Consider the following 26,875-nt stretch of genomic DNA (forward strand, 5'->3'; position numbering starts at 1 on the left):
GCCGTCTGAAAATATTTTCAGACGGCCTTTTTGTATCAAAAACCAATCAACGAGACATCTCACCTTGAATAGCGCGGATATTCGCTTTACGGGCGTTGATGGTACGGGTCAGCTGTTGGATCTTAATTTGATCACCTTTTTGTTTGGCCGCATTCAGCTGGGTTTGAAGGTGGGTAATAGCGGCCTGTTCATTGCGTACTTCGGTCTGCAATATCTGTTTGCGGGTTTCTTTAGGGCTTGGCTTAGGAGCCGGCGTAACTACAGGTGCAGTACGGATCACAGGGGCTTTGTATTTGCTGTATGAAGAAGCGCGTGATTTGCCCGGACGGTTGCGCAAGATAATATTCAGACGCGGATTGGCGGCTTCGGCTGTGTTGGTTACGCTGGTAATCGGAATATGGGGCAGAATTTTGATATCGTTGTAAACATTGCTCGGATCGAACGGAATATCGGCAGCCGGTGTATATGCCTTAGGGAAAGGTGTTTGTGCAGATGTTTTGCTTTGATCTACCGGGAAAACCGTTGTAGCAGGTTTATTTGGTACATTTGATTCTACTGTTGGCGCAACAACAGTTTTAATCGTTTGTTCGTTAGCTGTGTTTGCGACAGTTGTTTTACCAGTATTGGTGTTTTTTGCATTATATCGGGTTGAGGTTTTGGTATAGGCTTTACCTTTACGCTTGGTTTCAATTTTGATAGGTGTTTTGTCAATTGCTTCATCTGAGGTAATTACGGTTTGGTTATTTTGTTTGGCCGTAGTTTTATCAGGTGTTTTGGGTAAAACAACAGGATTCTGAATAATTGTTTGAGGGAGTTGAATCGCAGATGTTGTTGGAAGGGTTTGCGTAATAGGGGTAGGAGTATTGTTTGGAGTTTGAACAGCCATAGTTTGAGGCTGTGTAGTAGCAGACATGACGTTGAGAACGTCGGTAGTGTCAATTTCAGACTTTATTGTAGGGGCAGTGTCTGAAACAGCTGTATCGCTGAGAATGGCAAGACCGTCAGCAACGTTTTTGTCAATTTGAGAAGTTAGACGTGCTTGTGCAATAGGAATGGAAATAGGTGCGGGAATACCATTTTCATTTCGAGCAACAACGACTGGGGTTTGTACCGCAGGCGTTGCTTGAGAAGCATGAACGTAGTCAGCGGCAGATGCTTTAAATTCTGTTGTTTGTACCGTTTTTAAAGCGGACATATCGTTGAGAATGGCGGAACCATTTGTAACGGATTTATTAGTTGGTTCAGATTCAGTGAATACGTTAGGTTCTGCAACAATGCCGCTCTCTGTGGTGGTGTTTGTGTCAACTACGCGGCAGGTATTGTTGATCTGGTATGAAGCATAAACAGTAATGCCTTCAACATTGCAGACATACTCAGCAGCGTTGGCGGCGGCTGGGAGGGTCAGGCTGAGGGCAATAGCGGTTTTGCAGAAAAACGGTTTCATAAAGGCAATAGAATCAGGTTGTTTGTTCAAAGTGTAATTATACTATGTACACTGTCAGCATCCGCCAACTTATTTTTAGGCGGTGTAAAACTATGGCTGAAAGGTTGAAAATTGGAATAAAAGATTTTAGGCCGTCTGAAACTTGTCATATAAAGTTTCAGACGGCCTTTACTGTCATGGCGGCTTAAGCGTTCAACAGACTTTCGTCCAATGTCAGCTCTTCGTTTTTATTGACGGCGACTTTGCGTGCCAAAACGTTTTGGGCGATTTCGTGCGCTTCGGCAAGCGAGTGCATCAGGTAAGTACCGCATTGGTATTCATTCAGCTCGGGGATTTTGCTTTGGTCTTGAACGGTCAAAACATCCTGCATTGAAGCGAGCCATGCGTCGGCTACTTTTTGCTCGTCGGGCGTACCGATGAGGCTCATGTAGAAACCGGTGCGACAGCCCATTGGGGAAATGTCGATGATTTCAACGCCGTTGCCGTTTAAGTGGTCGCGCATAAAACCGGCGAACAAATGCTCCAGCGTGTGAATGCCTTTTTCAGGCAGGATTTCTTTGTTGGGAATGCAGAAACGCAGGTCAAATACGGTAATGGTGTCGCCTTTGGGCGTGGTCATGGTTTTTGCCACGCGTACGGCAGGGGCGTGCATACGGGTATGGTCGACTTTGAAACTGTCTAGTAGGGGCATTTGGGCATCCTTTGAGGTAAATAGATTTTTAGAGGGTGAGATTTAAAGATTCAATCACAATTCGGCAATATTGACTGCTTCGCCCGAAGCCGTGCTCAGTGCTTCGTTCAAAACATCGTAGAAATCTCGTCCGTCGCGTGTTGCCAGCCAATTGCCGTTTTGCTCGGCGAAATGGTAGCCGCCGCTTTTGGCGGCAATCCACAATTCTTGGTTGGGCGTGTGGCGGTTGACGATGATTTGCGTGCCGTCTTCGGCTTCGATGGTCAGGACGTTTCCGGCAAACTGGCAGTCGAAATCCCAGCCGTTTTCATCGATTTGGTCTTCAATGTGTTCAAACAATTCTTCGCTCAGGCGGATGAATTCGCTTTCGGTCATCATGGCTTTTTGTGTGGTTTTTGTTTAAGATACCGAATCTTGCCACATTCGTAATGATGAAGAAAGTTTTACTGATGAAATACGGCGTATTTTTTGCAGCGGCAACGGCTCTGCTGCTCTCTGCCTGCGGCTACAAAGGCGATCTCTACCTGCCCAAAGAAGGCGACAAGGCGCGCTTCGGCGTGATTCAGACCGGCTTGAAATTCGATACGGCCAAAGAACCGACCACTCAAACCAACGACTAAAAAAGACTTCACAAACATGACTTTATTCTGCGAACAACTCCCCTATACACACCTTGCCGAAGAGTTTGGTACGCCGCTTTATGTGTACAGCAAATCTGCGCTGACCGAGGCATTTGAAAACTACCAAACCGCGTTTGCTGCTTTAAATCCGCTTGTCTGCTACGCAGTGAAAGCCAATGGCAACCTGAGCATCATCAAGCACTTTGCTTCTTTGGGGAGCGGTTTTGACATTGTGTCTGGCGGCGAGTTGGCGCGCGTTTTGGCGGCGGGCGGCGACGCGGCGAAAACCATATTTTCAGGCGTGGGCAAAAGCGAGGCGGAAATCGAGTTCGCGCTTCATGCCGGCGTGAAATGCTTCAATATGGAAAGCATCCCCGAAATCGACCGTATTCAGAAAGTTGCCGCGCGTTTGGGTAAGGTCGCTCCGGTTTCTCTGCGCGTCAACCCCGATGTCGATGCCAAAACCCATCCTTATATCTCCACCGGCCTGAAAGCTAATAAATTCGGTATTGCCTATGCCGATGCGCTTGAGGCCTATCGTCATGCTTCCCGGCAAAGCCATTTAAAAATCGTCGGTATCGACTGCCATATCGGCTCACAACTGACCGACCTCAACCCGCTTGTCGAAGCCTGCGAACGTATCTTGGCCTTGGTCGACCAATTGGCAGACGAAGGTATTGTGTTGGAACACTTGGACTTGGGCGGCGGTGTCGGCATTGTTTATCAAGATGAAAACGTGCCTGATTTGGGCGCGTATGCCCAAGCCGTTCAAAAACTGATGGGTACACGCCGTCTGAAACTGGTTCTTGAGCCTGGTCGTAGTTTGGTCGGTAATGCAGGTGCGTTATTGACGCGAGTTGAATTCGTCAAACATGGCGAAGAGAAAAACTTTGTGATGGTTGATGCGGCGATGAACGATTTGATGCGCCCGGCGCTTTATGATGCGTATCATCACATCGAAGCGGTCGAAACCAAAGACATTGAGCCTCTGACGGCTAATATCGTTGGCCCGATTTGCGAAACCGGCGACTTCCTCGGCAAAGACCGCACCATCGCCTGCGAAGAAGGGGATTTGCTGCTTATCCGCAGCGCCGGTGCGTATGGCTCAAGCATGGCGAGCAACTACAACACGCGCAACCGTGCGGCGGAAGTATTGGTTGACGGCAGCGAGTGCAAACTTATCCGCCAACGTGAAACCGTCGAGCAGCAAATGGCCAACGAATTGGCTTGTTTGTAAGGTTTGATTGTTTAAAAGGCCGTCTGAAAGCTTGATAGACTTTCAGACGGCCTTTGTTATGAAAGAAAAGGGCATGTATCAAACACGCCCTTTTTAGTTTATCAATAATGCGGCGGAATCTCGTCGCGCAGGCTGTACGGTTCACGTTCGCCGTTTGCGCCTTTGTCCTGCATCCGTTGATACAGAAGCCGTAGCTGGCCTTGTTGCAAATCCAAAGCCTGCTGCATCTTGGCGATGGTGTCGTTCAGGCTGCCGATTAAATCTTCCTGCAAGGCCGTCTGAATTTCCAGCTCCGTGACGCGGTGTTCCAATTCCTGAATATCGCTCATATTACAGTACCATCGCGGCAATCCAGCCGGCAGCCATCAGCGGGATATTGTAGTGGATAAAAGTTGGGATAACCGAATCGCGGATGTGGTCGTGTTGGCCGTCGGCGTTCAAACCCATGGTCGGGCCGAGCGTCGAGTCGGAAGCAGGGGAGCCTGCATCGCCCAGTGCACCGGCGGTGCCGACGATGGCGACGGTCGCCATAGGCGAGAAGCCCAAGCTAATGCACAAAGGCACATAAATCGCGGTAATAATCGGCAAAGTCGAGAAGGACGAGCCGATGCCCATGGTCACCAGCAAGCCGACGCACAACATGGTCAATGCGGCCATGCCTTTATTGCCGCCGAACAAAGCCATGCTGTGTTCGACCAAAGGCTGAATCTCGCCGGTTGCGTTCATTACGGCGGCGAAACCTTGAGCCGCAATCATAATAAAGCCGACCATCGCCATCATTTTGATGCCTTCGCCGAACACATCGCTGGCGGCGGAGCGGTTCATCACGCCCAACATCATAAACACGGCAAAGCCCAACATAGCGCCTAATACCAGCGAACCATCATACAAAAGCTGAATGGCAAAACACACGGCAATCGCCACGGCCGCTACCAAGCTGCGATAGGTTGAAGGCTCTTGTTGTTGCACTGCCGCACGGTTGTCTTCCGTGTCAGTGGTATTGTTTTGATAAATACGCGGTTTGCGGTAGTGCAAAAAGGCCAGCAGTAAGCCGAATACCATGCCCAAAGCCGGAATCGCCATTGCGTGCATCACATTGATGCCGCTGGTGTCCATGCCTGCCGAGCGGATATTGCCCAACATGATGTCGTTCAAGAAGATGGCGCCGAAACCGTAAGGCAGAAACATATAAGTTGTTACCAAGCCAAACGTAATCACGCAGGCCACGAGGCGGCGGTCGAGTTTCAAACGGTTGAACACCAACAGCAGCGGCGGAATAATCAACGGGATAAACGCGATATGAATCGGCACAACGTTTTGGCTCATCACGCCCATGCACAAAATAATCGCCAGCAGCAGCCATTTGACCGCGCCTTCGCCTTTCGCGTTGCCTTCGCCGCCGTTGAGTTTGCGGATAATCACGCCGGCGAGCTGCTGCGGCAGGCCGGAATGCGTGATGGCCATGGCAAACGCGCCGAGCATGGCATAAGACAGCGCGATTTGCGCCCCGCCTTTCAGGCCTTCGTTAAAAACAGGAATAATCCCTTGCTGCACCACATCGCCGGCCGTGTTGGTTACATTCTCCAAAGGCATACCGGCCACCAAGCCGCCGACAAACGCGCCGACAGCCAAGCTGAGCACTACATGCACGCGCGATAAAGACAGCACAAGCATGATGATGACCGCAATTACAACCGCATTCATATCGTTCTCCGTTGTTCAGACGGCCTGTTATGTAAAAACAGGCAATCATCTGTTTACATATTACAAATAAACATCATAACCCAAGCATGAAGCCTTTGCAAAAAACGGCAGGCCGTCTGAAAACCAGATCATCAACTTTCAGACGGCCTGAAGTGATTTCTTGTTTTATGTTTCAAAATGGTATGCGGTTTATCGCCGAGATTAAGATATTCAAAAATAGCCAAAAAAACGCGCGTTTCCTATTCTTTGCATATTGTATAAATGTTAAAATCGACATAATGCTCTATTCTTAGGTTTGTCGCTGAAACTAAAGCAGTTATTTATAAATAATATACAAACAAAGGAAAGAAACTATGGATATTCTGACGCGGCTGCACAATCTGCCTCCCTCACGCTTTCATTGCAAACTTTTGGTGTTGGTCGGCATAGGCTGGTTGTTTGATGCCATGGATACAGGCTTGGTGTCGTTTGTACTGCCGGCTTTGGGCAAAGATTGGGCGCTGGCTCCGGCGCAGTTGGGTTGGATTGTCAGCATTGCCTTTGTCGGCATGGCTCTGGGCGCGGTATTCAGCGGCTGGCTGGCAGACAGGTTCGGACGGAAAACCGTTTTTGCCGGTACGATGGTGGTGTACAGCATTGCCACAGGCTTGTGCGCACTCGCGCCTGACTTGGCGGTTTTGCTGGTGTGCCGCTTTTTTGTCGGTGTCGGTTTGGGTGGCCAACTGCCCGTCGCCGTGTCGCTGGTCAGCGAATATGCGCCGCCGAAAGTACGCGGCCGTTTTATTGTGTTGTTGGAAAGCTTTTGGGGCTTGGGCTGGCTCTCGGCCGCGCTGGTGTCTTATTTCTTTATTCCGCAAACCGGCTGGCACAGCGCGTTTTTATTCGGCGCCTTACCCCTGTTTTATGTGCCGTTGGTGTTGAAGTTTGTTCCCGAATCCGTGCCTTACTTGCTTTCCCGCGGCAAAACCAACGAAGCGCACCGTTTGGTATCCGCGCTGGAAACTCAATCGGGCATCACGCCGCCGACAGAAGCCGTTGCCGCCCCGGCCGCACCGCGCGAACGCATCCGCTTCGTCCAACTTTGGCAACATCCGTTTGCACGGCGCACGCTGATGCTGTGGCTGGTTTGGTTCGGCATCGTGTTTTCGTATTACGGCATTTTTACTTGGTTGCCCAAATTACTAGTCGAGCAGGGTAATACCGTGGTCAAAACCTTTGAATATGTGCTGGTGATGATTGTTGCGCAACTGCCCGGCTATATTGCCGCCGCGGCTTTGGTGGAAAGAATCGGTCGCAAAGCAACGCTGGCAGGCTTTCTGGCCGCTTGCGCCGTGTGCGCATGGTTTTTCGGGCAAAGCACAACTGCGGCCGAAGTCATGATCTGGGGCAGCCTGATGTCCTTCTTCAACTTGGGTGCATGGGGCGTTTTGTACACCTACACCCCCGAACTCTACCCCTTGCGTTTTCGTGCCTTCGCATCCGGCTGGGCAGGCGCCATCGGTCGCGTCGGCGGCATACTCGCGCCCATGGTAGTGGCGGCGATGGTGGGCAACAGCGGCGGCTTCGGCAATATCTTTATGATGTTTGCGCTGGTTATGCTGCTGATTGTGGCGGTAATCTTGGTATTAGGTGAAGAAACCAAAGGCCGTACGCTGGAAGACATCAGCCAATAAAAGATAGACATGAAAAGGCCGTCTGAAAAATATTTTCAGACGGCCTTTTTATTTTGAGTATGTAATTTTGATACATTGGTTTTCTGTTCTTATTTTAATATACGAGGAAAGCGACCAAGAATGACCGTCTTTTGTTTTGCGAGGATGAAATCATTATACTTCAACAAATTAAAATGAATAAATGATAAAGAGGCCGTCTGAAAAGTTCAATCATGGTTTGTGATGTAGGTCAAAGCAGAATGTAACTAAATTACTTATAGTAATCGTAGTGAAAATTTATCGACTTTATTGCCACCTTATATCAAGAAGATACACCATGAACGCATCAGCCGACAACGTCGTCAGCCCAGCCGTAGCCGAGGTAAACAGCCTGGTTGAAAAGGGTTTGCGCTCGTTGGATGAGTTTCTTAAGTTGGATCAGGAGCAGATTGATTTTATTGTGGCCAAAGCCTCTATCGCCGCGCTGGACAAACATGGTGTACTCGCCATGCGCGCGGTTGAAGAAACGGGGCGCGGTGTATTTGAAGATAAAGCGACCAAAAACCTGTTTGCCTGCGAAAACGTCGTGCGCCGCCTGCGCGACTTGAAAACCGTGGGCGTCATCAGCGAAGACGATGTAACCGGCATTACCGAAATCGCCGATCCGGTCGGGGTCGTCTGCGGTATCGTGCCGACCACCAATCCGACTTCCACCACCATTTTCAAATCCCTGATTGCGCTGAAAACCCGCAATCCGATTATTTTCTCGTTCCACCCTTCCGCCCAGCAGTGTTCCGCCCACGCCGCCCAAATCGTGCGCGATGCGGCGATTGCGGCCGGTGCGCCGGAAAACTGTATCCAGTGGATTGAAAAGCCGTCTATGGAAGGCACTTCCGCGCTGATGAAGCATCCGGGCGTGGCAACGATTTTGGCAACCGGCGGCAATGCGATGGTGGAAGCCGCTTATTCCTGCGGCAAACCCGCGCTCGGCGTCGGTGCGGGCAACGTGCCTGCCTATGTTGAAAAAACGGCAAACATCCAGCAGGCGGCACACGACATCGTGATGTCCAAAGCATTCGACAACGGCATGATTTGCGCCAGCGAACAAGCCGTCATCGCCGACAAAGAGATTTATAAAGAGCTGGTCGAAGAGTTCAAATCCTACGGCGTGTACTTTTCCAACAAAAAAGAAAAAGCCATGCTCGAAGACTTCATCTTCGGCGTTACGGCAAACTGCGCCAACTGTGGCGGCGCGAAACTCAATGCTGCCGTGGTGGGCAAACCGGCGGCGTGGATTGCCGAACAGGCTGGGTTTAAAGTTCCCGAAAAAACCAACATCATCATCGCCGAATGCCGCGAAGTCGGCCCCAACGAGCCGCTGACCCGCGAAAAACTCTCGCCCGTACTGGCGATGCTCAAAGCCGATTCCACCGAACAAGGTTTGAAGTTCGCCGAAGAAATGGTTGCCTTCGACGGCTTGGGACACTCCGCCGCCATCCATACCGCTGATCAAGAATTGGCAAAAACCTTCGGCACCCGCGTCAAAGCCTTACGCGTGATTTGGAACTCGCCCTCCACCTTCGGCGGCATCGGCGACGTTTACAACGCCTTCCTGCCGTCTCTGACCTTGGGCTGCGGCTCTTACGGCAAAAACTCCGTCGGCGGCAACGTCAGCGCAGTCAACCTGTTAAACATCAAAAAAGTAGGCCGTCGGAGAAACAACATGCAATGGTTCAAAGTACCCGCCAAAATCTATTTTGAACGCGATTCCATCCAATATCTGCAAGACATGAAAGACTGCGAAAAAGTCATGATTGTGACCGACCGTTCGATGGTTGATCTGGGCTTTGTCGATAAAATCACCCATCAACTGCATCAACGCAAAAACAAAGTGACCATCCAGCTTTTCACCGATGTCGAAGCCGATCCGAGCGTTCAAACCGTCTATAAAGGCACGGATTTGATGCGCAGCTTCCAGCCCGACACCATCATCGCGCTGGGCGGCGGCTCGCCGATGGACGCGGCAAAAGCCATGTGGCTCTTCTACGAACAGCCCCAAGTCGACTTTGAAGACTTGGTGCAAAAATTCATGGATATCCGCAAACGCGCCTTCCGCTTCCCTGAATTGGGCCGCAAAGCCAAATTTATCGGCATTCCTACCACGTCGGGTACAGGCTCCGAAGTGACTCCGTTTACCGTCATCAGCGACGGAGACAAAAAATATCCGATTGCCGACTACTCGCTGACACCGACCATTTCGATTGTCGATCCTGCGTTTACCATGACCGTTCCGGCAGGCGTAACCGCCGATACCGGTTTGGACGTACTGACCCACGCCGTAGAAGCATACGTTTCCGTGCTCGCCAACGACTTTACCGACGGCCTCGCCCTGCAAGCCATCAAGCTCGTGTTCCAATACCTCGAACGCTCCTACAAACACGGCGCGTCCGACCCCGAAGCACGCGAACACATGCACAACGCCTCCACCATCGCAGGCATGGCGTTTGCCAATGCGTTCTTGGGCATCAACCACTCGATGGCGCACAAAATCGGCGGCAAATACCACGTTCTGCACGGCCGCGCCAACGCCATCCTGCTGCCGCACGTCATCCGCTACAACGGCACGCGTCCGCAGAAAACCGCTACTTGGCCGAAGTACAACTACTACAAAGCCGACCTGAAATATCAGGAAATCGCCCGTACCTTAGGCCTGCCATGCAGCACACCGGCAGAAGGCGTCGAATCCTTCGCCCGTGCCTGTCATGAACTGGCGGTCAACGTCGGCATCAAAATGTCGTTGAAAGAGCAGGGCATCGATGAGAAAACCTTCATCGACGGCCGCAAAGAACTGGCCATGATGTCTTTTGAAGACCAATGTACCCCGGCCAACCCACGCCTCGCTATGGTAGCCGATATGGAAGAAATCCTGACCAAAGCCTATTACGGCGAATAAAATCGGGCAGATAAAAAGGCAGTCTGAAACCTGAATATAGGGTTTCAGACTGCCTTTCGTATTAGAACTAAAGTTGATACTTATTGTATGTGGAATTTAATTTGCAAACATTAAGAATAGTCATCATGAAATCAGAAATTTTAAAACAATTTGGCAAACATGTTCGTCATTTAAGACAACTCCAGGATTTAAGTCAGGAAGCATTGGCTGAAAAAGCGAATATGCACCGGACTTATATCGGAATGATAGAACGTGGAGAGCGTAACCCTGCCCTATTAAATCTTATTCGTTTGGCTAGTGCATTAGATATTTCTTTGCCTGAACTTTTAACTTTTAAGGACTATGTTAATGACGGGAACTGTGATAATGAATCTAACTGATTCGTATGGTTTTTTTATAGAAAACGTCGGAAGGACGCTAGGAGATCTAAAACTTGAATATCAAACCAGATTTCCCGAGTTCACCGCTGAAATGAAGATAAATAAAGGCGGGGTAGGACAGTTTATCGAGAAATTAATAGGACTTGAGAATACAAATGCTTTGACAGATTTTTCTGATGGTGAGCTGAAAACCAATAAAGCAGATGCAGATGGTGCACCACTAGAGACTATGTTTATCTCGCAGATTTCCAGTAACTTTGATCAGTTAATCAGCGATCAGATAAGCTTTAAAGATAGTTGGATATACCAAAAAATAAAGAATTTGCTATATGTTCCTATTTGTAAAGTCGACAACGATCCTGATAAATGGTACATACAGTCAGCCTATCATGTGCAAATAAATGAAGGGGGTGAACTTTTCAGACAGTTATCTGCTGATTTCACGCAAATTAAAGGTAAGCTGTTAGCTGATATTAATTCCGGCGACGGATACATTCATACATCAAACGGTAGTTTTATACAAATCAGATCAAAAGATTCCAAGCCATACAGTCCTATATTTTCTGCACAATATAATCGGAATATTTCAAATAAGAATCATGCATTTTATTTTAAAAAAGAATTCATGCGGGAAGTTCGTGAAATGGCCAGACAGGATAGAGATGGTGTTGTTCGAATAATTTAAAATAAGATGGGGCTACAGCTTTTGTTGTAGCCTTTTCTTTGCTAATTCAAAAAAATCTTCTTCTAGTTCGCAACCACAAAATTTCCGACCATGTTTTAAGGCAGCAACGCCTGTTGTGCCGCTGCCCATGAAAGGGTCAAAAATTAAATCTCCGATATTTGAAGCCGATAGTATGCAGCGTTCAAGCAAGGGGAGTGGTTTTTGTGTCGGATGTTTGCCGAATGTTTTTTCGGTTTTATTTGGTGGAGGAAATGTCCAAACACATTTCATCTGTTTGCCATCATTTTGTGCTTTCATCATTTCATAATGAAACGTATGTTTGGCTTTTTTATTTTTCTTTGCCCATAAGATTGTTTCTGTCGAATGGGTAAAAAAACGGCAGGACAAATTAGGGGGAGGATTTGGTTTTTCCCAAGTAATATTGTTCAAAATATGGTAGCCGATGGTTTGCATCAGGTAGCCGATTAAATAGATATTATGAAATGTGCCGCAAACCCAAATTGTGCCGTTTGGTTTTAATAAGGCGTAACACAGTCGGAGCCATTCTTCGTAGAATTCCAAATCTGCCGCCATTCCTTTGGATTTATCCCAGTTGCCCTTATTAACGGAAACCATTTGTCCGTTTTGACAACTGAAGCCGTCATTGGAAAGAAAGTAAGGAGGGTCTGCGAAAATCATATCAAAACAGCCATTTGGATGTTTTTCCAATATCTTCCGCATGACGGTAAGGGAATTTTCGTTGTAGAGGACAAGGTCGTCTGAAACAATTTTTTTCAAACGACTTTGATAAATGGCAGCTTCTTCAGCCAATTTGTCGAAATCACTCATAAATTGCCAATAATTCTCCGACTTTTTTACGACTGCTGCCTTTCGCGGCAATATTGCGTTGTACTTCAACCGTTTTCAGAATAGCAGAAGAATAAATATCTCTCGTAAATTCAGTATCATGATTTGAAATCAAAACGCCTTGAGAGTTAGGCGCAATTTGTTGGGCTGACAGGGAAAGGCGGATTTGATCGTCTAAATTGAAACCTTCTTTGGCATAAGTGGTAAATGAAGCGGTTGGGCTTAAAGGTGCATAAGGAGGATCACAATAAACAGTATCTGTATTGTTTGTCAGAGATAGGATCGTTTGAAAATCTCCGCACATTAATTCAACTCTATCAGATTTTTGAATGAAACCTTCCATTTCTTGTTGTGGAAAGTAAGGAGATTTGTAGCGTCCGAATGGCACATTGAATGCCCCTTTGCTGTTGTAACGGCATAAACCGTTAAAAGCATGGCGGTTCAAATAAATAAATAGCGCCGAACGTTCGTGTAGATCTTGGCTGAAGTTGAATTGTTCCCGCAACTCATAGAATCTTGAATCGCTATTGTTTTCGGAAGTAAAGAAAGAGCGGGTATAGTCTATGAATCCGGATTTTTCTTCTTTTAGGATACGGAATAAGCCGATTAAGTCAGCGTTAATATCATTGAGCAGATAATGTTCGAAATCCAATGCAAGAGACAAAGCAGCAGAACCGCAAAAGGGTTCAACCAGACGTTTTCGTGCAGGAGTGGGTAGATTGTGTTCGATAAAGGGGACAAGTTTATGTTTGCCACCAGCCCATTTTAGGAAGGGTTTTGAAGCCATTAGGATGCCAAGTACAAGCGTGGTTGATTGGCTTCGAATTGTGCCAAAACATCGTGAGGAATACAACGGATTTATGTTTCAGGGACGTGTGTAGAGTGATTCTAAATCCAATGGAACCTTTTCATCCCAATGTGTTATTGGACTTATCAGCTTAATCTACCTTAAAAAGGCCGTCTGAAAACCTGTTTCCAAGTTTCAGACGGCCTTTATCCGTGTGGCTAAACCTTAAAAGCGGTTTAGACGACGATATTCACCAAGCGTCCGGGAACGACGATGATTTTCTTCGCAGGCTTGCCTTCCATGAATTTCACTGCACCTTCGTTGGCAAGGGCGGCGGCTTCGAGGTCAGCTTTGGAGGCGTCGGCGGCGACGGTGATTTTACCGCGCAGTTTGCCGTTGACTTGAACCATCACTTCGATTTCGGATTTGACCAATGCGGCTTCATCGACTGTCGGCCAGCCTGCTTCCCACAGTTTCGCGCCGTTCAATTCGCTCCACAGGGTTTCGCAGATGTGCGGCACAATCGGCCACAGCAGGCGTACGGCGGTTTCCAATACTTCTTGGGCGACGGCGCGGCCTTGTTCGCTGCCGGTGTCGGTTTTGTCGTATTGGTTGAGCAATTCCATCACAGCGGCGATGGCGGTGTTGAACTGCTGGCGACGGCCGTAGTCGTCGCTGACTTTAGCGATGGTGGAATGCAGTTTGTGGCGCAGGTCTTTGAGTTCTTTAGACAAACCGTCTTGGCTCCCTGCGAACGCTTTGACTGCTTCGCCTTGTTTCAGGTATTCGTAAACGGTACGCCACAGACGGCGCAGGAAGCGGTGTGCGCCTTCGACGCCGCTGTCGCTCCATTCGAGGGACTGTTCGGGCGGTGCAGCGAACATCATGAACAGGCGGGCGGTGTCCGAACCGTATCTTTCAATAATTTCTTGCGGATCGACGCCGTTGTTTTTGGACTTGGACATTTTTTCCATGCCACCGAATTGAACAGTGGTGTGGTCATCTGCCCACATTAAACTATAAGTACCGTCTTTTTCTTCTTGTACATCATCAGCGTTGTACCAAGTTTTGATGCCTTTTTCATTCTCACTATAAAAAGTTTCAGCCAGTACCATGCCTTGCGTGAGCAGGCGTTCGAACGGTTCGTCAACATTGACCAAACCTTCGTCGCGCATCAGTTTGGTGAAGAAGCGCGCGTACAAGAGGTGCAGAATCGCGTGTTCGATACCGCCGATGTATTGGTCGACCGCGCCCCAGTATTTCGCGGCTTCAGCCGATACCATGCCTTCTGCGAACTTGGGCGACATGTAGCGGAAGAAATACCAGCTCGATTCCATGAAGGTGTCCATGGTGTCGGTTTCGCGTTTCGCCGCGCCGCCACAGCATGGGCAGGTGGTTTCGTAAAACTCAGGCATTTTTGCCAGCGGCGAACCCATGCCGTCGGGTACGACGTTTTCAGGCAGAACGACAGGCAGTTGGTCGGCGGGAACGGGTACGTCGCCGCATTTTTCGCAATGGACGATGGGAATCGGGCAGCCCCAGTAGCGTTGGCGCGAAATGCCCCAGTCGCGTAGGCGGTATTGGGTTTTCGGTTCGCCCGCGTCTTGGCTTTGCAGCTTGGCGGCGATGGCGTCGAAGGCCGTCTGAAAATTCATGCCGTCCAGGTCGCCGCTGTTGACCAATACGCCGTTTTCTTTGTCGCCGTACCATTCTTGCCATCGGTTTGCGTCAAATGCGTTGTCACTAACGGCAATGACTTGTTTTTTAGGCAGATTGTATTTGGTGGCGAACTCGAAATCGCGTTCGTCGTGCGCCGGAACCGCCATGACCGCGCCGTCGCCGTAGCCCCACAATACATAGTTGGCAATCCACACTTCCAGCTTGTCGCCGTTGAGCGGATTGACGACGTAGCGGCCTGTCGGCACGCCTTTTTTCTCCATCGTCGCCATATCGGCTTCGGCAACCGAGCCCGCTTTGCATTCGGCGATAAATGCCTGCAATTCGGGTTTGTCGGCGGCTGCGGCGGTTGCCAGCGGATGCTCGGCGGCAACGGCAACATAAGTCGCACCCATCAGCGTGTCGGGGCGGGTGGTATAAACTTGCAGGAATTTCGCGTAATCACCTTCCAAACCTTGTTTGCTGTCGTCTGAAACGGCGAAGCGCACGGTCATGCCGCGAGATTTGCCGATCCAGTTGCGCTGCATGGTTTTGACTTGTTCCGGCCAGTGTTCCAGCTTGTCCAAGTCGTTGAGCAGCTCTTCGGCGTAATCCGTGATTTTGAAGTAATACATCGGGATTTCGCGTTTTTCGATCAACGCGCCCGAACGCCAGCCGCGTCCGTCGATAACTTGCTCGTTGGCAAGCACGGTTTGGTCGACAGGGTCCCAGTTTACCGTGCCGTTTTTGCGATAGACGATGCCTTTTTCAAACAGCTTGGTAAACAGCCATTGTTCCCAGCGGTAGTATTCGGGTTTGCAGGTGGCGACTTCGCGCTCCCAGTCAATCGCAAAACCTAGGCTTTTGAGCTGGGTTTTCATGTATTCGATGTTGTCGTACGTCCAAGCGGCGGGGGCGACGTTGTTTTTCATCGCCGCGTTTTCCGCCGGCATACCGAACGCGTCCCAACCCATAGGCTGCATGACGTTGAAGCCGTTTAAGAGTTTGAAGCGGCTCAATACGTCGCCGATGGTGTAGTTGCGCACATGCCCCATGTGCAGTTTGCCGCTGGGATAGGGGAACATGGAGAGGCAATAGTATTTGGGTTTGGAAGCGTCTTCGGAGACGTTGAAAATACGGGCGTCGTCCCATTTTTTCTGCGCCGCAGGTTCGATGGCGGCGGGTTGATATTGTTCTTGCATGATGTTTCGCTTTATACAAAGGCGTTGGAAAATAAAATCAAACGCAGATTATAGCGGATTCAGAAGCGGATTGCTTGTGTCGTAACATCATGTCAAACCGCTTTGGCATTGTTGTTTCCCGTTTGTTTTGACATGGAAGAACGCAAACAATCAAAAGGCCGTCTGAAAACAGGGTTTCAGACGGCCTGAGTATGAAAGGTTAACGGTAAGTCTGGCAACGGACGGCTTCTTCCTTGCAGAACATTTCCGCGTGTTGGCGGCGGCATTGCTGAATTACATCCAAGCGGGCGCGGCCTCGGTTGACGTTTTCGGTACGGAAGGTATCGGTAAATGCTGACAACGTACACACGTGAACTTCGTTGTTTCTGCGTGCGGAACGCTCGTCCAAACGTTCGCTCAGTAGGCGGTTTACTTGGGCAGTCAGTTCGGCCACCTGACGCTCCAGTGCCGCAATGCGTTCGCTGTCGGACGGTGCGGCTTGGACAGCGGCCGCCATCAGCATCAGGCATAAAAAGGAAGCGGTTTTTTTCATCATGGAGGAAAACCTTTCTAGTATAAAACAGCGGTATAGGGTCAAATATTCTTTCACTTTAAGGCCATTATCATGCTTTGACAAGGCGAGGGAGGCCGTCTGAAACAAAATTTTCAGACGGCCTTAAAAATATCGACTTGAGTTTTTTACCTTCCGCCCACATATCCGACCCAGTTCAAACTTATTCAAAACACTATCAAAATTATGAGTACCCAAGATTATTACGAAACCCTTGGTGTTGCCCGCAGCGCTAGCGACGATGAAATCAAAAAAGCCTACCGCAAGCTGGCAATGAAATACCATCCCGACCGCAACCCCGACAACAAAGAAGCGGAAGAAAAATTTAAAGAAGTCCAAAAAGCTTACGATACCTTGTCTGACAAGGAAAAACGTACCATGTACGACCAATACGGTCATGCCGCGTTTGAACAGGGCGCAGGTGCAGGCGGATTCGGTGGCTTTGGCGGTTTCGGCGGCGCGCAAGGCTTCGATTTTTCCGATATTTTCAGCCAAATGTTCGGCGGTGGCGGCAGCGCAGGCGGCCGTCAGCCGGATTACAGCGGTGCGGACTTGCAGGTCGGTATAGAGATTTCGCTTGAAGAAGCCGCCAAAGGCGTGAAAAAACGCATCAACATTCCGACTTACGAAGAATGTGATGTCTGTCACGGTTCAGGTGCCAAACCGGGCACATCCGCATCGACTTGTTCGACCTGTCACGGCTCTGGCACGGTGCACGTCCGCCAAGCCATTTTCCAAATGCAGCAGACTTGTCCGACTTGTCACGGTACAGGCAAAGAAATCAAAGATCCTTGCGTCAAATGCCGTGGCGAAGGCCGCACCAAAACCAGCAAAACGGTTGAAGTCAACATTCCGGCAGGTATTGACGACGGTCAACGCATCCGCTTGAGCGGCGAGGGCGAACCGGGTCAACACGGCGCACCGGCAGGCGATTTGTATGTCAATGTCCGCGTAAGACAGCACAAAATCTTCGAACGCAACGGCTTAGATCTGCATTGCGAACTGCCGATCAGCTTTGCCATTGCCGCATTGGGCGGCGAAGTCGAAGTGCCGACTTTGGACGGCAAAGTCAAACTGCACATTCCGAAAGAAACGCAAACCGGCCGCCGTATGCGCGTGAAAGGCAAAGGTATTAAGTCTCTGCGTTCCAGCGCGACCGGCGATTTGTACTGCCACATTTTGGTCGAAACGCCGGTCAACCTGACCGATCGTCAGAAAGAGTTGTTGGAAGAATTTGAAAAAATCTCCTCCGGTCTCAATCTCAGCCAAACCCCGCGCAAAAAATCGTTTTGGGAAAAAGTAGGCGAAAAAGTAGGCGATTTGTTCTCCGATAATTAATCGCTGTGAAAAAGGCCGTCTGAAACCTGCTTTACGTCGGGTTTCAGACGGCCTTTTGTTTTTCTTTTTATTGCTTCAAGCCATGGTTTGCCTTATAATTCGCGCCTCACTCTTACGGGAGTAGCCATTCGGCGCAATGCCGGAACCGTTGTCAACATAATCGGCTTGTGCGGCCGTGGCAGCGGTATCTTCTCTGCTTTATCGGAAGACAGGCAAGACGTAAGCGTTGTCCATACCCTTGCGGGCGGTATGCACAGCGCTTTTTGTTTGCCCGCTTTTCGGTTGAGTATCTTAAATCATGGAAGCTTTTTTCTCCTCGATGCTGGGCGTTGCTATTGCCGAAATCGGCGATAAGACGCAATTGCTCGCGCTCTTTTTGGCAGCACGTTTTGCCCACAAAAACGCGATTGTTGCCGGTATCTTTATTGCAACCCTGTTGAACCATCTTGTTTCAGCCGCACTCGGTGTCTGGCTGGCATCCGCTATTTCGCCAGAAGTCATGAAATGGGTGGTCGGCGGCAGTTTTATTGCCGTCGGATTATGGCTGCTGTTGCCGGACAAAGACGAAGACCCTGACGGCAAGTGGCTGAAATACGGCGCATTTACAGCGACGGTCGTCCTGTTTTTCTTGGCGGAAATCGGCGATAAAACGCAGATTGCAACAGTTCTTTTGGCGGCAAAATACCAATCTATCCTGCTGGTCGTGGTCGGCAGTATTGCCGGTTTGATGATTGCTTCTGTGCCTGCCGTGTATTTGGGCGAAATGCTGATGCGCAAAATTCCGGCCAAAGCAGTACACATTGCCGCATGTATCTTGTTCTGCCTGCTGGGTATTTTGACCCTGCTTGGCGACGGTATCGTGTTGAAGGCCGTCTGAAATGTGGGACATTGTTTTTGAACACGAAGACTTTGTGGTCATCAATAAGCCTTGCGGCGTATCGGTGCACAGCGAATCGGAAGAGGATGTTTGCCTGACTGCTTCGCTGGCGCAGCAGCTCGGCGTTGAACGCGTGTGGTTGGTTCACCGTTTGGATAAAGCCACTAGCGGCTTATTGCTGTTTGCGTTAAACCGCGACAGCGCGGCGGCTTTGTCGGCACAGTTTGCCGAGAAAACCATGCGTAAAACTTATTTGGCACTCGGTACGCACAAGCCTGCAAAAAAGCAGGGCTGGGTGAAAGGCGGTATGGCGCGTTCGCGGCGCGGTACATGGAAGCTGACGCGTGATGAGGATAATTTTGCCGTTACCCGTTTCAGCAGCCAAAGCCTGAAGTCCGGTTTGCGCCTGTTTGTGTTGCAGCCGTTTACCGGCAAAACCCATCAGCTGCGCGTGGCCATGAAAAGCATAGGCAGTCCGATTTTGGGTGATACGCTGTATGGCGGAGATGAGGCGGGACATCTGTTTCTGCACGCTTGGCGTTTGGTTTTTGATTATCGCGGCGAGCATTTCGATATTCGGATTGCGCCCGATAAAACATGGCCGTCTGAAATCGATTTGTCGGCGTGTTTGAACTCGGATGAATCCGAAGAGAAGCAGTGAGATTTTTTATATATTGAAAAGGCCGTCTGAAAATTGTTCAGACGGCCTTTTGATTGTTTCAAGTTTACATTTCCAATTCGCTCAAACCCGGCAAGTCGGCAAAACAGCGGTCATGCGTGATTTGGCAGAAATTGTCCAGATAGCCTTTGTTGGCATCTTCCGTACGAATGGCGGCATAAAGTTTGCTTTGCAGGCCGTCTGAAGTAATTTTGCGGTGGACGACGTAGCCTTTTTCCAAATACGGCATGACCGTCCAATAGGGCAGGGCAGCAATGCCGCGTTTGCTGGCAACCAGCTGGATAATGGCGATGGTCAGCTCGCTATGGCGGCGCGGCGGATTAATGCCTTTGGGCAGCAGCACTTTTTTGGGCAAATCCAGCATTTCGTCTGGGACGGGATAAGTAATCAAGGTTTCGTCGATAAAGTCTTCGGCTTCCCAAACGTCTTTGTCGGTAAGCGGGTGGTCTTCTGCGCAGATACCGACCATTTCATAGGCAAACAGAGGGCGGTAGCTGATGCCGTTGAGCGGCTCGGCTTCGGAAACGATGGCAAGGTCGGCACGGTGTTGCAGTAGCAGCCCGACCGGATCGGCTTGGAAACCGGAAACGATATCCAATTCAACTTGCGGCCATAACGGGCGGAATTCGCCCATGGCAGGCATCAGCCAGTCAAAGCAGGTGTGGCATTCGACGGCAAGTCTGAGTTCGCCCGCTTCGCCCTCGATAATCCGCACCAGATCACGTTCGGCGGCGGCAACCTGCGGCAACAGCTCGCGCGCCAGTTGCAACAGGCGCATACCGGCAGGCGTGAAGCGCAAAGGTGTGGATTTACGTTCAAACAACGGCGTTTCGTAATAATTTTCCAAGGTGCGGATTTGGTGCGACAGGGCAGATTGGGTCAGGAAAACCCGTTTGGCGGCAAGGGAAACGCTGCCGGTTTCTTCTAAAGCCAGCAAGGTTTTGAGATGACGCAATTCGATAATAGAGTCCATGTGTTTTCAGACGGCCTGTGGGTAAGGTAGCGTATATTAAAATAATTCATGATGATGTGCAAATGATTAATGTTGGGAATGATTGCTGAAATCGGAATGTAAGAATTTGAGGCATAAACAGATTTTGCGGTTAGAATGCGAAGCTGTTTTTGAAGATAGATATAAGGAGCGGAATATGGCTTTACGCCGCGAAATTCTGGCTTGGTGCGATGAGACATTGCAGGTAGGGCTGTTTAAGGACTATGCACCCAACGGTTTGCAGGTTGAAGGCAAAGAAGAAATTGCCAAAATCGCCACTTCGGTTACCTCCAGCAAAGCTGCAATCGATTTTGCCGTAGAGCAGGGGGCGGATATGCTTTTGGTTCACCACGGCATGTTTTGGAAAAGCGAGCCTGTTACGATTACCGGTTGGAAAAAAGCACGCATTGAAACCTTGCTGCAACACCAAATCAATATGGCGGGTTACCACCTGCCGCTGGACGCGCACCCGCAACTGGGCAATAACGCACAGTTGGCCGAAAAACTCGATTGGGTGCTCGAAAAACAATTCGGCGAGCAAAACCTGTTAAATACAGGCCGTCTGAAAACCACGCAAACAGTGGCGCAGTTGTCTGAACGCATTGAGGCGGTATTCGGCCGCAAGCCGACCGTTATCGGCGATCTTGAACGCGAAATCAAACGCATTGCCTGGTGTAGCGGCGGTGCGCAGGGATTTTTTCAGACAGTCGTAGACGAAGGTGTCGATGTGTATTTGACCGGTGAGATTTCCGAAGCGCAATATCATCTTGCCAATGAAACGGGTGTGGCATTTATCAGTGCCGGCCACCATGCGACAGAACGTTACGGCGTACGCGCCTTAGGCGATGCCGTGGCAGAAAAATTCGGTATCGAAGTGGTTCACTTTGATGAAAACAATCCTGCTTGAGTATTGAGCAATATCATAAAACTTTACCTTATTTTAAATAATGCTTTGAGTATTACAACAAACTAGGTAGAATTACGCTGTTTAATGGCTCGGTATTCCCAAAATTTTAGGACGACTGAATAATGGATAATCAAGAAATCAACAACGGTCGCCGCCGTTTCCTGACACTAGCTACATGCGGTGCAGGCGGTGTGGCGGCTCTAGGCGTAGCTACGCCTTTCGTGGCCAGCTTCTTCCCATCGGAGAAAGCTAAGGCTGCCGGTGCTGCTGTCGAAGTAGATGTCAGCAAAATCGAAGCAGGCCAAATGCTGACTGCCGAATGGCAGGGTAAACCGATTTGGCTGGTCAACCGCACAGATCAACAGCTCAAAGACTTAAAAAGTTTGGATGGTGCAGTTACAGACCCTAATTCCGAAGTGGATCAGCAACCGGAATACGCTAAAAACGAGCACCGTTCGATCAAGCCGAACCTCCTCGTCGCTATCGGTATCTGTACCCACCTGGGTTGCTCTCCGACTTACCGTCCCGATATTGCTCCCGCTGACTTGGGCGCAGACTGGAAAGGCGGCTTCTTCTGCCCTTGCCACGGTTCGAAATTCGACATTGCAGGCCGAGTATACAAAGGTGTTCCTGCACCGACCAACTTGGTTGTACCGCCTTACAAATATCTGAGCGATACGACTGTTTTGGTGGGCGAAGACTAAAAATAAGGAACGATAATTATGGCAAACCAAACCAATAGCAAAGCAAAAGCATTGTTAGGCTGGATGGACGATCGCTTCCCTCTGTCTAAAATGTGGAATGAGCATTTGGCTCAATACTATGCGCCGAAGAACTTCAACTTCTGGTATTACTTCGGCTCTTTGGCCCTGCTCGTCCTTGTAATTCAAATCGTCAGCGGTATTTTCCTGACCATGAACTACAAACCGGACGGCAACCTTAACGCCTACCATCTGCCTGCTGCCTTTACCGCAGTAGAGTACATCATGCGTGACGTGTCCGGCGGCTGGATTATCCGCTACATGCACTCCACCGGCGCATCTTTCTTCTTCATCGTCGTTTATCTGCACATGTTCCGTGGTCTGATTTACGGTTCGTACAAAAAACCTCGTGAATTGGTGTGGATTTTCGGTTCCCTGATTTTCTTGGCATTGATGGCAGAAGCCTTTATGGGTTACCTGTTGCCTTGGGGTCAAATGTCCTTCTGGGGTGCGCAGGTAATTATTAACCTGTTCTCCGCCATCCCTGTTATCGGTCCTGATTTGTCCACTTGGATCCGCGGTGACTTCAACGTTTCCGACGTTACTTTGAACCGCTTCTTCGCCCTGCACGTTATCGCAGTACCTCTGGTATTGCTCGGCTTGGTTGTGGCTCACATCATCGCCTTGCACGAAGTGGGTTCTAACAACCCTGATGGCGTTGAAATCAAGAAAAACAAAGACGAAAACGGTATTCCGCGCGATGGTATCCCATTCCATCCTTACTACACCGTTAAAGACATCTTGGGCGTCGTTGTATTCCTGATTGTCTTCTGTTCTGTGTTGTTCTTTGCACCTGAAGGTGGCGGCTACTTCTTGGAAGCACCAAACTTCGATGCAGCTAATGCGCTGAAAACACCTCCGCACATTGCTCCGGTATGGTACTTCACTCCGTTCTACGCAATTCTGCGTGCGATTCCTTCCTTTGCCGGTACTCAGGTATGGGGTGTAATCGGTATGGGTGCAGCAGTTGTACTGATCGCCTTGTTGCCTTGGTTGGATAAAGGCGAGGTTAAATCTGTCCGCTATCGCGGCCCAATCTTCAAAACCGCGTTGGTTCTGTTCATCATTGCCTTCATCGGTTTGGGTATTTTGGGTGCAATGGTAGCGACTGATACTCGTACTTTGGTTGCACGTATCCTGTCTTTCGTCTACTTTGCATTCTTCCTGGGTATGCCGTTCTATACCAAACTGGATACCAACAAACCAGTTCCTGAACGCGTAACCATGAGCACTACTAAACAAAAAATTATGTTCTTTGTTTACGTCGGTATTACCGTTGTCGGTGCTTACTTGTTTGCAACCAATATCTGATGAGGGCAGCGAAAATGAAACAAACTCTGAAAAACTGGTTTGCTGCCTTATTGCTGGCAGTGCCTATGAGTGCAGCCGTTGCCAGCGGCGGCGGACACTACGAAAAAGTCGATATCGACCTGCGTGACCAAGTCAGCCTGCAGCACGGTGCGCAAATCTTTACAAACTACTGTTTGTCTTGCCACTCTGCAAGCGGTATGCGCTTCAACCGTCTAAAAGACATCGGTTTGACTGAAGATGAAATCAAGAAAAACCTGATGTTCACAACAGACAACGTTGGTGATGTCATGGTAGCGGCAATGGATCCGAAAGATGCCTCCAAATGGTTGGGTGCGCCTCCGCCGGATTTGACCCTGATTGCCCGTTCTAAGGGTGCAGACTACCTGTATGCCTATATGCGCGGCTTCTATAAAGACCCAACTCGTCCGACCGGTTGGAATAATACTGTTTTGGCCGGTGCGAGTATGCCTCACCCATTGTGGGAGCAACAAGGTGTTCAAGCCGTTGAGTTGGATGCCAAAGGTCAGCCCGTTATGATTAAAGACGAGCATGGCAACCTGACTCCTAAGTTGTATTGGGAGTCTACCGGTCTGCAAAGCCGTCGCCTGCCTAACGGTAAAGTGATCCAAAAAGAGTACGATACTTATGTACGCGACTTGGTGAACTACTTGGTGTACATGGGCGAGCCTGCTCAGTTGCAACGCCACCGCATCGGCTACATGGTTTTGGCATTCCTGTTTGCGGTAATGCTGCCATTGGCTTACTTCCTGAAAAAAGAATTCTGGAAAGACGTTCACTAATTCTTTTGAATCAAAAAAGGCAAACCTGTTTCAGGTTTGCCTTTTTTGTTTGTGAAATTGGTTTATGCGAAAATAATGTAAATTTTAAAATTACTTAATATAAACAACATGATATGTGAAATTTCTGGATTAAGTGTTTGAAATTATGTATAATTCTTTCTGAATTTTTATAAGGCTTAAGGCCGTCTGAAAAGATTTATCAGGAGTAAAAGATTATGATGACATTGTATTCAGGTATTACTTGTCCATTCAGCCAGCGCTGCCGTTTTGTGCTGTATGAAAAAGGCATGGATTTTGAAATCAAAGATGTGGACGTGTTCAATAAACCTGAAGACTTGGCTTTGATGAATCCGTATAACCAAGTACCGGTTCTGGTTGAGCGTGATTTGATTTTGCACGAATCAAACATTATCAACGAATACATTGACGAGCGTTTCCCTCATCCTCAGTTGATGCCGGGCGACCCTGTTATGCGCGGTCGCGGCCGTTTGGTGCTGTACCGTATGGAAAAAGAATTGTTCAGCTTGGTGCAAGTGTTGGAAAACCCTGAATCTACCAATAAAGAACAAGCTAAAGCGCGTGAAGCCATTGGTAATGGTTTGACACTGTTGGCACCGTCTTTTGCTAAAAACAAATACATCTTAGGCGATGACTTCTCCATGATTGATGTTGCCTTGTCTCCGCTGCTGTGGCGTTTAGACTATTACGACATCAAACTGGGTAAATCTGCTGCGCCTTTGCTGAAATACGCCGAGCGTATTTTCCAACGCGAAGCCTTTATTGAAGCACTGACGCCGGCTGAAAAAGCCATGCGCCGCTAAAGGATGGGTTTATGGCAACTTCAACCAAACCGTATTTGTTGCGTGCTTTGTATGAATGGTGTTTGGATAATAACCAAACACCACACATCGTGGCTTGGGTAAATGAACATACCCGAGTGCCGATGCAGTATGTGCGCGATAATGAAATTGTTTTAAATATTGGTCCTACCGCCAGTCATAACTTGAATATCGACAACGAATGGGTCAATTTCTCTGCCCGCTTTTCCGGTGTGGCGCACGAGATTTGGATTCCGGTCGGTCATATTGTCAGTATATTTGGCCGCGAAAGTGGAGAAGGTATGGGTTTTGAGGTAGAACCATATCAGCCTGCTTCTGTTGAAGCTGCAGCGGCGGAAGATAAAAAAGCTGAATCTGCGGAAGAAAAACCGAAAAAAGTATTGAAGCTTGTGAAGTAATTAAAGACAAAAGGCCGTCTGAAATGTTTCAGACGGCCTTTATTGATTGGGTATTGAAGTGGCAAAATTAATGAGCAATCAGTTATTAATCAAGCCAAACAAAAAAGCTCTTGTATTTAACAAGAGCTTTTTTGTTTAGTGGTGGAGGTAAGCGGGATCGAACCGCTGACCTCTTGCATGCCATGCAAGCGCTCTACCAACTGAGCTATACCCCCGAAATTTGGTGGCGAATCAGGGACTCGAACCCCGGACACAAGGATTATGATTCCTCTGCTCTAACCGACTGAGCTAATTCGCCGTTTCGTGAAGTCGCTATTATAGTTTTTTTTGAATATTTGGCAAGCGCTAATTTTGCTTTTTTTTATTTCTTATTGTTTTTAAAAAATAAAAAGTAGGTTGTCAGGCTATAGCTTATGACAAATATCGCCGTGGCTGAAGCCTGTCCAATCGATATCGATGTCTTTGCCAAAAGCGATCACTTTAAAAAGTTCACCCATTTCGTGCTGATGTATCAGTTTTTGTACTGCAGCAGCGGCTTGGATATATTCAACCGAATCCGGGCTGCCGATTTGTGCCAGCAGATCGGTGATGCCGAGATTGAGCAGGAAATAAGATTGGGGCAGGTAGCCGATTAAGTCTAAACCTGATTCCGTGCCGGCGCGTGCAATATCGGTGAAATTGACGTGCGCAGTCAAATCGGTCAGGCCGATATTGAAAAATGGGTCGTGGATAGTGTGGTGGCGATAGTGGCCGATGAATGTGCCTTCCTTGCGTTGCGGATGGTAATACTGAGCGGCATCGAAGCCGTAATCGATAAATATCATGCCGCCGCGCTGCAATTTGGCGGCCAGGGTTTGGATAAAGGCATATTGTGCAGGATGCAGCTCGCTTGTGTATGAGGGAAGGGGAGGGAAGTATAAGGCGGCTGTTTGCGTAAGTTCGGCTTGTGCCAATGGTCTGATGGCTTCGATTAGCCCGTCATTCTCTAAACTGACGCCGATTTGTTGAAACCTTTCCTCTTGATAAATCAAGCGTTCCACCGGCATGGCATCCAATACTTCGTTGCCGATGATGATGCCGTCAAAGTGTTCTGGTAATGCGGTAAGGTGGATGACTTTTGCTGCTGCTTCGGGAGATGTGTGCTCAATAATATGTTGGCGTTGTCTCTCTGCAAGTTCTGCTGATAACTCAATAATATAGTAATGATTCAGGCCGTCTGAAAGGTCTTGCAAGAGTGTGGCAGCGAGATGACCTGTGCCTGCACCAAATTCGTAGATATTGCCTGCTGTTTGCGGCAGTAATTCGGTAAGTTGTTTGGCAAGGGTTTGTCCGAATAGGGGGGAAAGGGTGGGGGCGGTAATGAAGTCGCCGTCCGTACCGATTTTATGACTGCCTCCGCTGTAATAGCCGTATTGAGGTGTGTAAAGGGCAAGCTCCATAAAACGGGAGAAGGATATCCAGTTTTGATGTTGTTCAATTTCGTTTTTTATGAGCTTCGTCAGGTGTGCTGAAGAGGCTTGTGCATCAGTAGAAGGGAGGGGAAGTTGTGGCTTCATGACTGTTAGAT

General features: G+C 48.9%; 26 protein-coding genes and 2 tRNA genes. 15 read left to right on the forward strand and 13 right to left on the reverse strand.

Annotated elements, in window-relative coordinates; genetic code table 11:
- Positions 1-46 precede the first annotated feature (46 nt).
- From HMPREF2872_RS09205 to cyaY, 3 genes are all read right to left on the reverse strand, one after another.
- A complete protein-coding gene (locus HMPREF2872_RS09205; RefSeq protein ID WP_283119015.1) occupies positions 47-1,474 on the reverse strand; it encodes a hypothetical protein in 1,428 nt (475 codons plus the stop codon).
- Between the two features lie 154 nt (positions 1,475-1,628).
- Positions 1,629-2,135: an S-ribosylhomocysteine lyase gene (luxS, locus tag HMPREF2872_RS09210; protein ID WP_004518928.1), complete on the reverse strand. Its 507-nt coding sequence runs from the start codon at positions 2,133-2,135 to the stop codon at positions 1,629-1,631.
- Between the two features lie 54 nt (positions 2,136-2,189).
- Entirely contained in the window at positions 2,190-2,513 is a 324-nt protein-coding gene (cyaY, locus tag HMPREF2872_RS09215; RefSeq protein ID WP_070633097.1) for an iron donor protein CyaY, read from the reverse strand.
- Positions 2,514-2,584: 71 nt separating this feature from the next.
- Here cyaY and HMPREF2872_RS09220 point away from each other — a divergent pair, with 71 nt between their 5' ends.
- Positions 2,585-2,755 carry an LPS translocon maturation chaperone LptM gene (locus HMPREF2872_RS09220; RefSeq protein WP_036472795.1) on the forward strand — a complete coding sequence of 57 codons (171 nt, stop codon included), beginning with the start codon at positions 2,585-2,587 and terminating at the stop codon, positions 2,753-2,755.
- 16 nt (positions 2,756-2,771) lie between these two features.
- Positions 2,772-3,992 (forward strand): diaminopimelate decarboxylase, encoded by a 1,221-nt coding sequence (lysA, locus tag HMPREF2872_RS09225; protein ID WP_070633099.1) that lies wholly within the window; start codon positions 2,772-2,774, stop codon positions 3,990-3,992.
- Positions 3,993-4,093: 101 nt separating this feature from the next.
- Here lysA and HMPREF2872_RS09230 read toward each other — a convergent pair whose 3' ends face one another.
- Positions 4,094-4,321: a SlyX family protein gene (locus HMPREF2872_RS09230; RefSeq protein ID WP_004518924.1), complete on the reverse strand. Its 228-nt coding sequence runs from the start codon at positions 4,319-4,321 to the stop codon at positions 4,094-4,096.
- Between the two features lies 1 nt (position 4,322).
- Positions 4,323-5,696 (reverse strand): Na+/H+ antiporter family protein, encoded by a 1,374-nt coding sequence (locus HMPREF2872_RS09235; RefSeq protein WP_070633101.1) that lies wholly within the window; start codon positions 5,694-5,696, stop codon positions 4,323-4,325.
- A 353-nt stretch (positions 5,697-6,049) separates the two neighbouring features.
- Here HMPREF2872_RS09235 and HMPREF2872_RS09240 point away from each other — a divergent pair, with 353 nt between their 5' ends.
- From HMPREF2872_RS09240 to HMPREF2872_RS09255, 4 genes are all read left to right on the forward strand, one after another.
- Positions 6,050-7,369 (forward strand): MFS transporter, encoded by a 1,320-nt coding sequence (locus HMPREF2872_RS09240; RefSeq protein WP_070633103.1) that lies wholly within the window; start codon positions 6,050-6,052, stop codon positions 7,367-7,369.
- A 316-nt stretch (positions 7,370-7,685) separates the two neighbouring features.
- Complete coding sequence (adhE, locus tag HMPREF2872_RS09245; RefSeq protein ID WP_070633105.1) at positions 7,686-10,301, forward strand: bifunctional acetaldehyde-CoA/alcohol dehydrogenase; 2,616 nt, start codon at positions 7,686-7,688, stop codon at positions 10,299-10,301.
- 125 nt (positions 10,302-10,426) lie between these two features.
- Positions 10,427-10,681: a helix-turn-helix domain-containing protein gene (locus tag HMPREF2872_RS09250; protein ID WP_070591788.1), complete on the forward strand. Its 255-nt coding sequence runs from the start codon at positions 10,427-10,429 to the stop codon at positions 10,679-10,681.
- Positions 10,668-11,366 (forward strand): MutH/Sau3AI family endonuclease, encoded by a 699-nt coding sequence (locus HMPREF2872_RS09255; RefSeq protein ID WP_141752875.1) that lies wholly within the window; start codon positions 10,668-10,670, stop codon positions 11,364-11,366. The genes HMPREF2872_RS09250 and HMPREF2872_RS09255 overlap by 14 nt, the downstream gene beginning before the upstream one ends.
- Positions 11,367-11,378: 12 nt before the next feature.
- Here the strand turns inward: HMPREF2872_RS09255 and HMPREF2872_RS09260 are convergent, their stop codons facing one another.
- The 4 genes from HMPREF2872_RS09260 to HMPREF2872_RS09275 form a co-directional block, all read right to left on the reverse strand.
- Positions 11,379-12,194 (reverse strand): DNA-methyltransferase, encoded by an 816-nt coding sequence (locus HMPREF2872_RS09260; RefSeq protein ID WP_070591787.1) that lies wholly within the window; start codon positions 12,192-12,194, stop codon positions 11,379-11,381.
- Positions 12,187-12,999, reverse strand: a complete 813-nt coding sequence (locus HMPREF2872_RS09265; RefSeq protein ID WP_070633107.1) for a DNA adenine methylase — start codon at positions 12,997-12,999, stop codon at positions 12,187-12,189. Before HMPREF2872_RS09265 ends, HMPREF2872_RS09260 begins: the two co-directional genes overlap by 8 nt.
- 236 nt (positions 13,000-13,235) lie before the next feature.
- Positions 13,236-15,857: a leucine--tRNA ligase gene (gene leuS / locus HMPREF2872_RS09270; RefSeq protein WP_070633109.1), complete on the reverse strand. Its 2,622-nt coding sequence runs from the start codon at positions 15,855-15,857 to the stop codon at positions 13,236-13,238.
- 199 nt (positions 15,858-16,056) lie between these two features.
- Positions 16,057-16,392 carry a hypothetical protein gene (locus tag HMPREF2872_RS09275; RefSeq protein WP_070633111.1) on the reverse strand — a complete coding sequence of 112 codons (336 nt, stop codon included), beginning with the start codon at positions 16,390-16,392 and terminating at the stop codon, positions 16,057-16,059.
- A gap of 201 nt (positions 16,393-16,593) precedes the next feature.
- Here HMPREF2872_RS09275 and dnaJ point away from each other — a divergent pair, with 201 nt between their 5' ends.
- The 3 genes from dnaJ to HMPREF2872_RS09290 all read left to right on the forward strand — a co-directional run bounded on the left by dnaJ (position 16,594) and on the right by HMPREF2872_RS09290 (position 19,283).
- A complete protein-coding gene (gene dnaJ / locus HMPREF2872_RS09280) occupies positions 16,594-17,745 on the forward strand; it encodes a molecular chaperone DnaJ (protein WP_070633114.1) in 1,152 nt (383 codons plus the stop codon).
- A gap of 298 nt (positions 17,746-18,043) precedes the next feature.
- A complete protein-coding gene (locus HMPREF2872_RS09285; RefSeq protein WP_070633116.1) occupies positions 18,044-18,622 on the forward strand; it encodes a TMEM165/GDT1 family protein in 579 nt (192 codons plus the stop codon).
- A gap of 1 nt (position 18,623) precedes the next feature.
- Positions 18,624-19,283 (forward strand): TIGR01621 family pseudouridine synthase, encoded by a 660-nt coding sequence (locus HMPREF2872_RS09290; RefSeq protein WP_070633118.1) that lies wholly within the window; start codon positions 18,624-18,626, stop codon positions 19,281-19,283.
- Positions 19,284-19,347: 64 nt separating this feature from the next.
- On the opposite strand, the gene HMPREF2872_RS09295 is transcribed toward HMPREF2872_RS09290, so the two are convergent.
- Entirely contained in the window at positions 19,348-20,274 is a 927-nt protein-coding gene (locus tag HMPREF2872_RS09295) for a LysR family transcriptional regulator (protein WP_070633120.1), read from the reverse strand.
- A gap of 175 nt (positions 20,275-20,449) precedes the next feature.
- Between HMPREF2872_RS09295 and HMPREF2872_RS09300 the strand changes: the two genes are divergently transcribed.
- The 6 genes from HMPREF2872_RS09300 (at position 20,450) to HMPREF2872_RS09325 (ending at position 25,308) form a co-directional block, all read left to right on the forward strand.
- Positions 20,450-21,199, forward strand: coding sequence for a Nif3-like dinuclear metal center hexameric protein (locus HMPREF2872_RS09300; RefSeq protein WP_070633122.1), 750 nt, complete (start codon positions 20,450-20,452; stop codon positions 21,197-21,199).
- 122 nt (positions 21,200-21,321) lie between these two features.
- A complete protein-coding gene (petA, locus tag HMPREF2872_RS09305; protein ID WP_003685865.1) occupies positions 21,322-21,903 on the forward strand; it encodes a ubiquinol-cytochrome c reductase iron-sulfur subunit in 582 nt (193 codons plus the stop codon).
- 18 nt (positions 21,904-21,921) lie between these two features.
- On the forward strand, positions 21,922-23,271 hold the full coding sequence (locus HMPREF2872_RS09310; protein ID WP_049328413.1) for a cytochrome b: 1,350 nt from the start codon (positions 21,922-21,924) through the stop codon (positions 23,269-23,271).
- A gap of 14 nt (positions 23,272-23,285) precedes the next feature.
- Complete coding sequence (locus HMPREF2872_RS09315) at positions 23,286-24,071, forward strand: cytochrome c1 (protein ID WP_003685846.1); 786 nt, start codon at positions 23,286-23,288, stop codon at positions 24,069-24,071.
- A gap of 215 nt (positions 24,072-24,286) precedes the next feature.
- The gene (locus HMPREF2872_RS09320; RefSeq protein WP_003685910.1) at positions 24,287-24,892 is read left to right on the forward strand and encodes a glutathione S-transferase N-terminal domain-containing protein; all 606 of its coding nucleotides are present in this window, start codon (positions 24,287-24,289) and stop codon (positions 24,890-24,892) included.
- 11 nt (positions 24,893-24,903) lie between these two features.
- Complete coding sequence (locus HMPREF2872_RS09325; protein ID WP_070633124.1) at positions 24,904-25,308, forward strand: ClpXP protease specificity-enhancing factor; 405 nt, start codon at positions 24,904-24,906, stop codon at positions 25,306-25,308.
- A gap of 139 nt (positions 25,309-25,447) precedes the next feature.
- On the opposite strand, the gene HMPREF2872_RS09330 is transcribed toward HMPREF2872_RS09325, so the two are convergent.
- The 3 genes from HMPREF2872_RS09330 to HMPREF2872_RS09340 all read right to left on the reverse strand — a co-directional run bounded on the left by HMPREF2872_RS09330 (position 25,448) and on the right by HMPREF2872_RS09340 (position 26,864).
- A tRNA-Ala gene (locus HMPREF2872_RS09330) sits at positions 25,448-25,523 on the reverse strand.
- A gap of 6 nt (positions 25,524-25,529) precedes the next feature.
- Positions 25,530-25,606, reverse strand: a tRNA-Met gene (locus HMPREF2872_RS09335).
- Between the two features lie 106 nt (positions 25,607-25,712).
- The gene (locus tag HMPREF2872_RS09340; RefSeq protein ID WP_070633125.1) at positions 25,713-26,864 is read right to left on the reverse strand and encodes a class I SAM-dependent methyltransferase; all 1,152 of its coding nucleotides are present in this window, start codon (positions 26,862-26,864) and stop codon (positions 25,713-25,715) included.
- Between the last annotated feature and the right edge of the window lie 11 nt (positions 26,865-26,875).

This window comes from Neisseria sp. HMSC069H12 (assembly GCF_001812735.1).
GTDB classification, from domain to species: Bacteria; Pseudomonadota; Gammaproteobacteria; order Burkholderiales; family Neisseriaceae; genus Neisseria; species Neisseria subflava.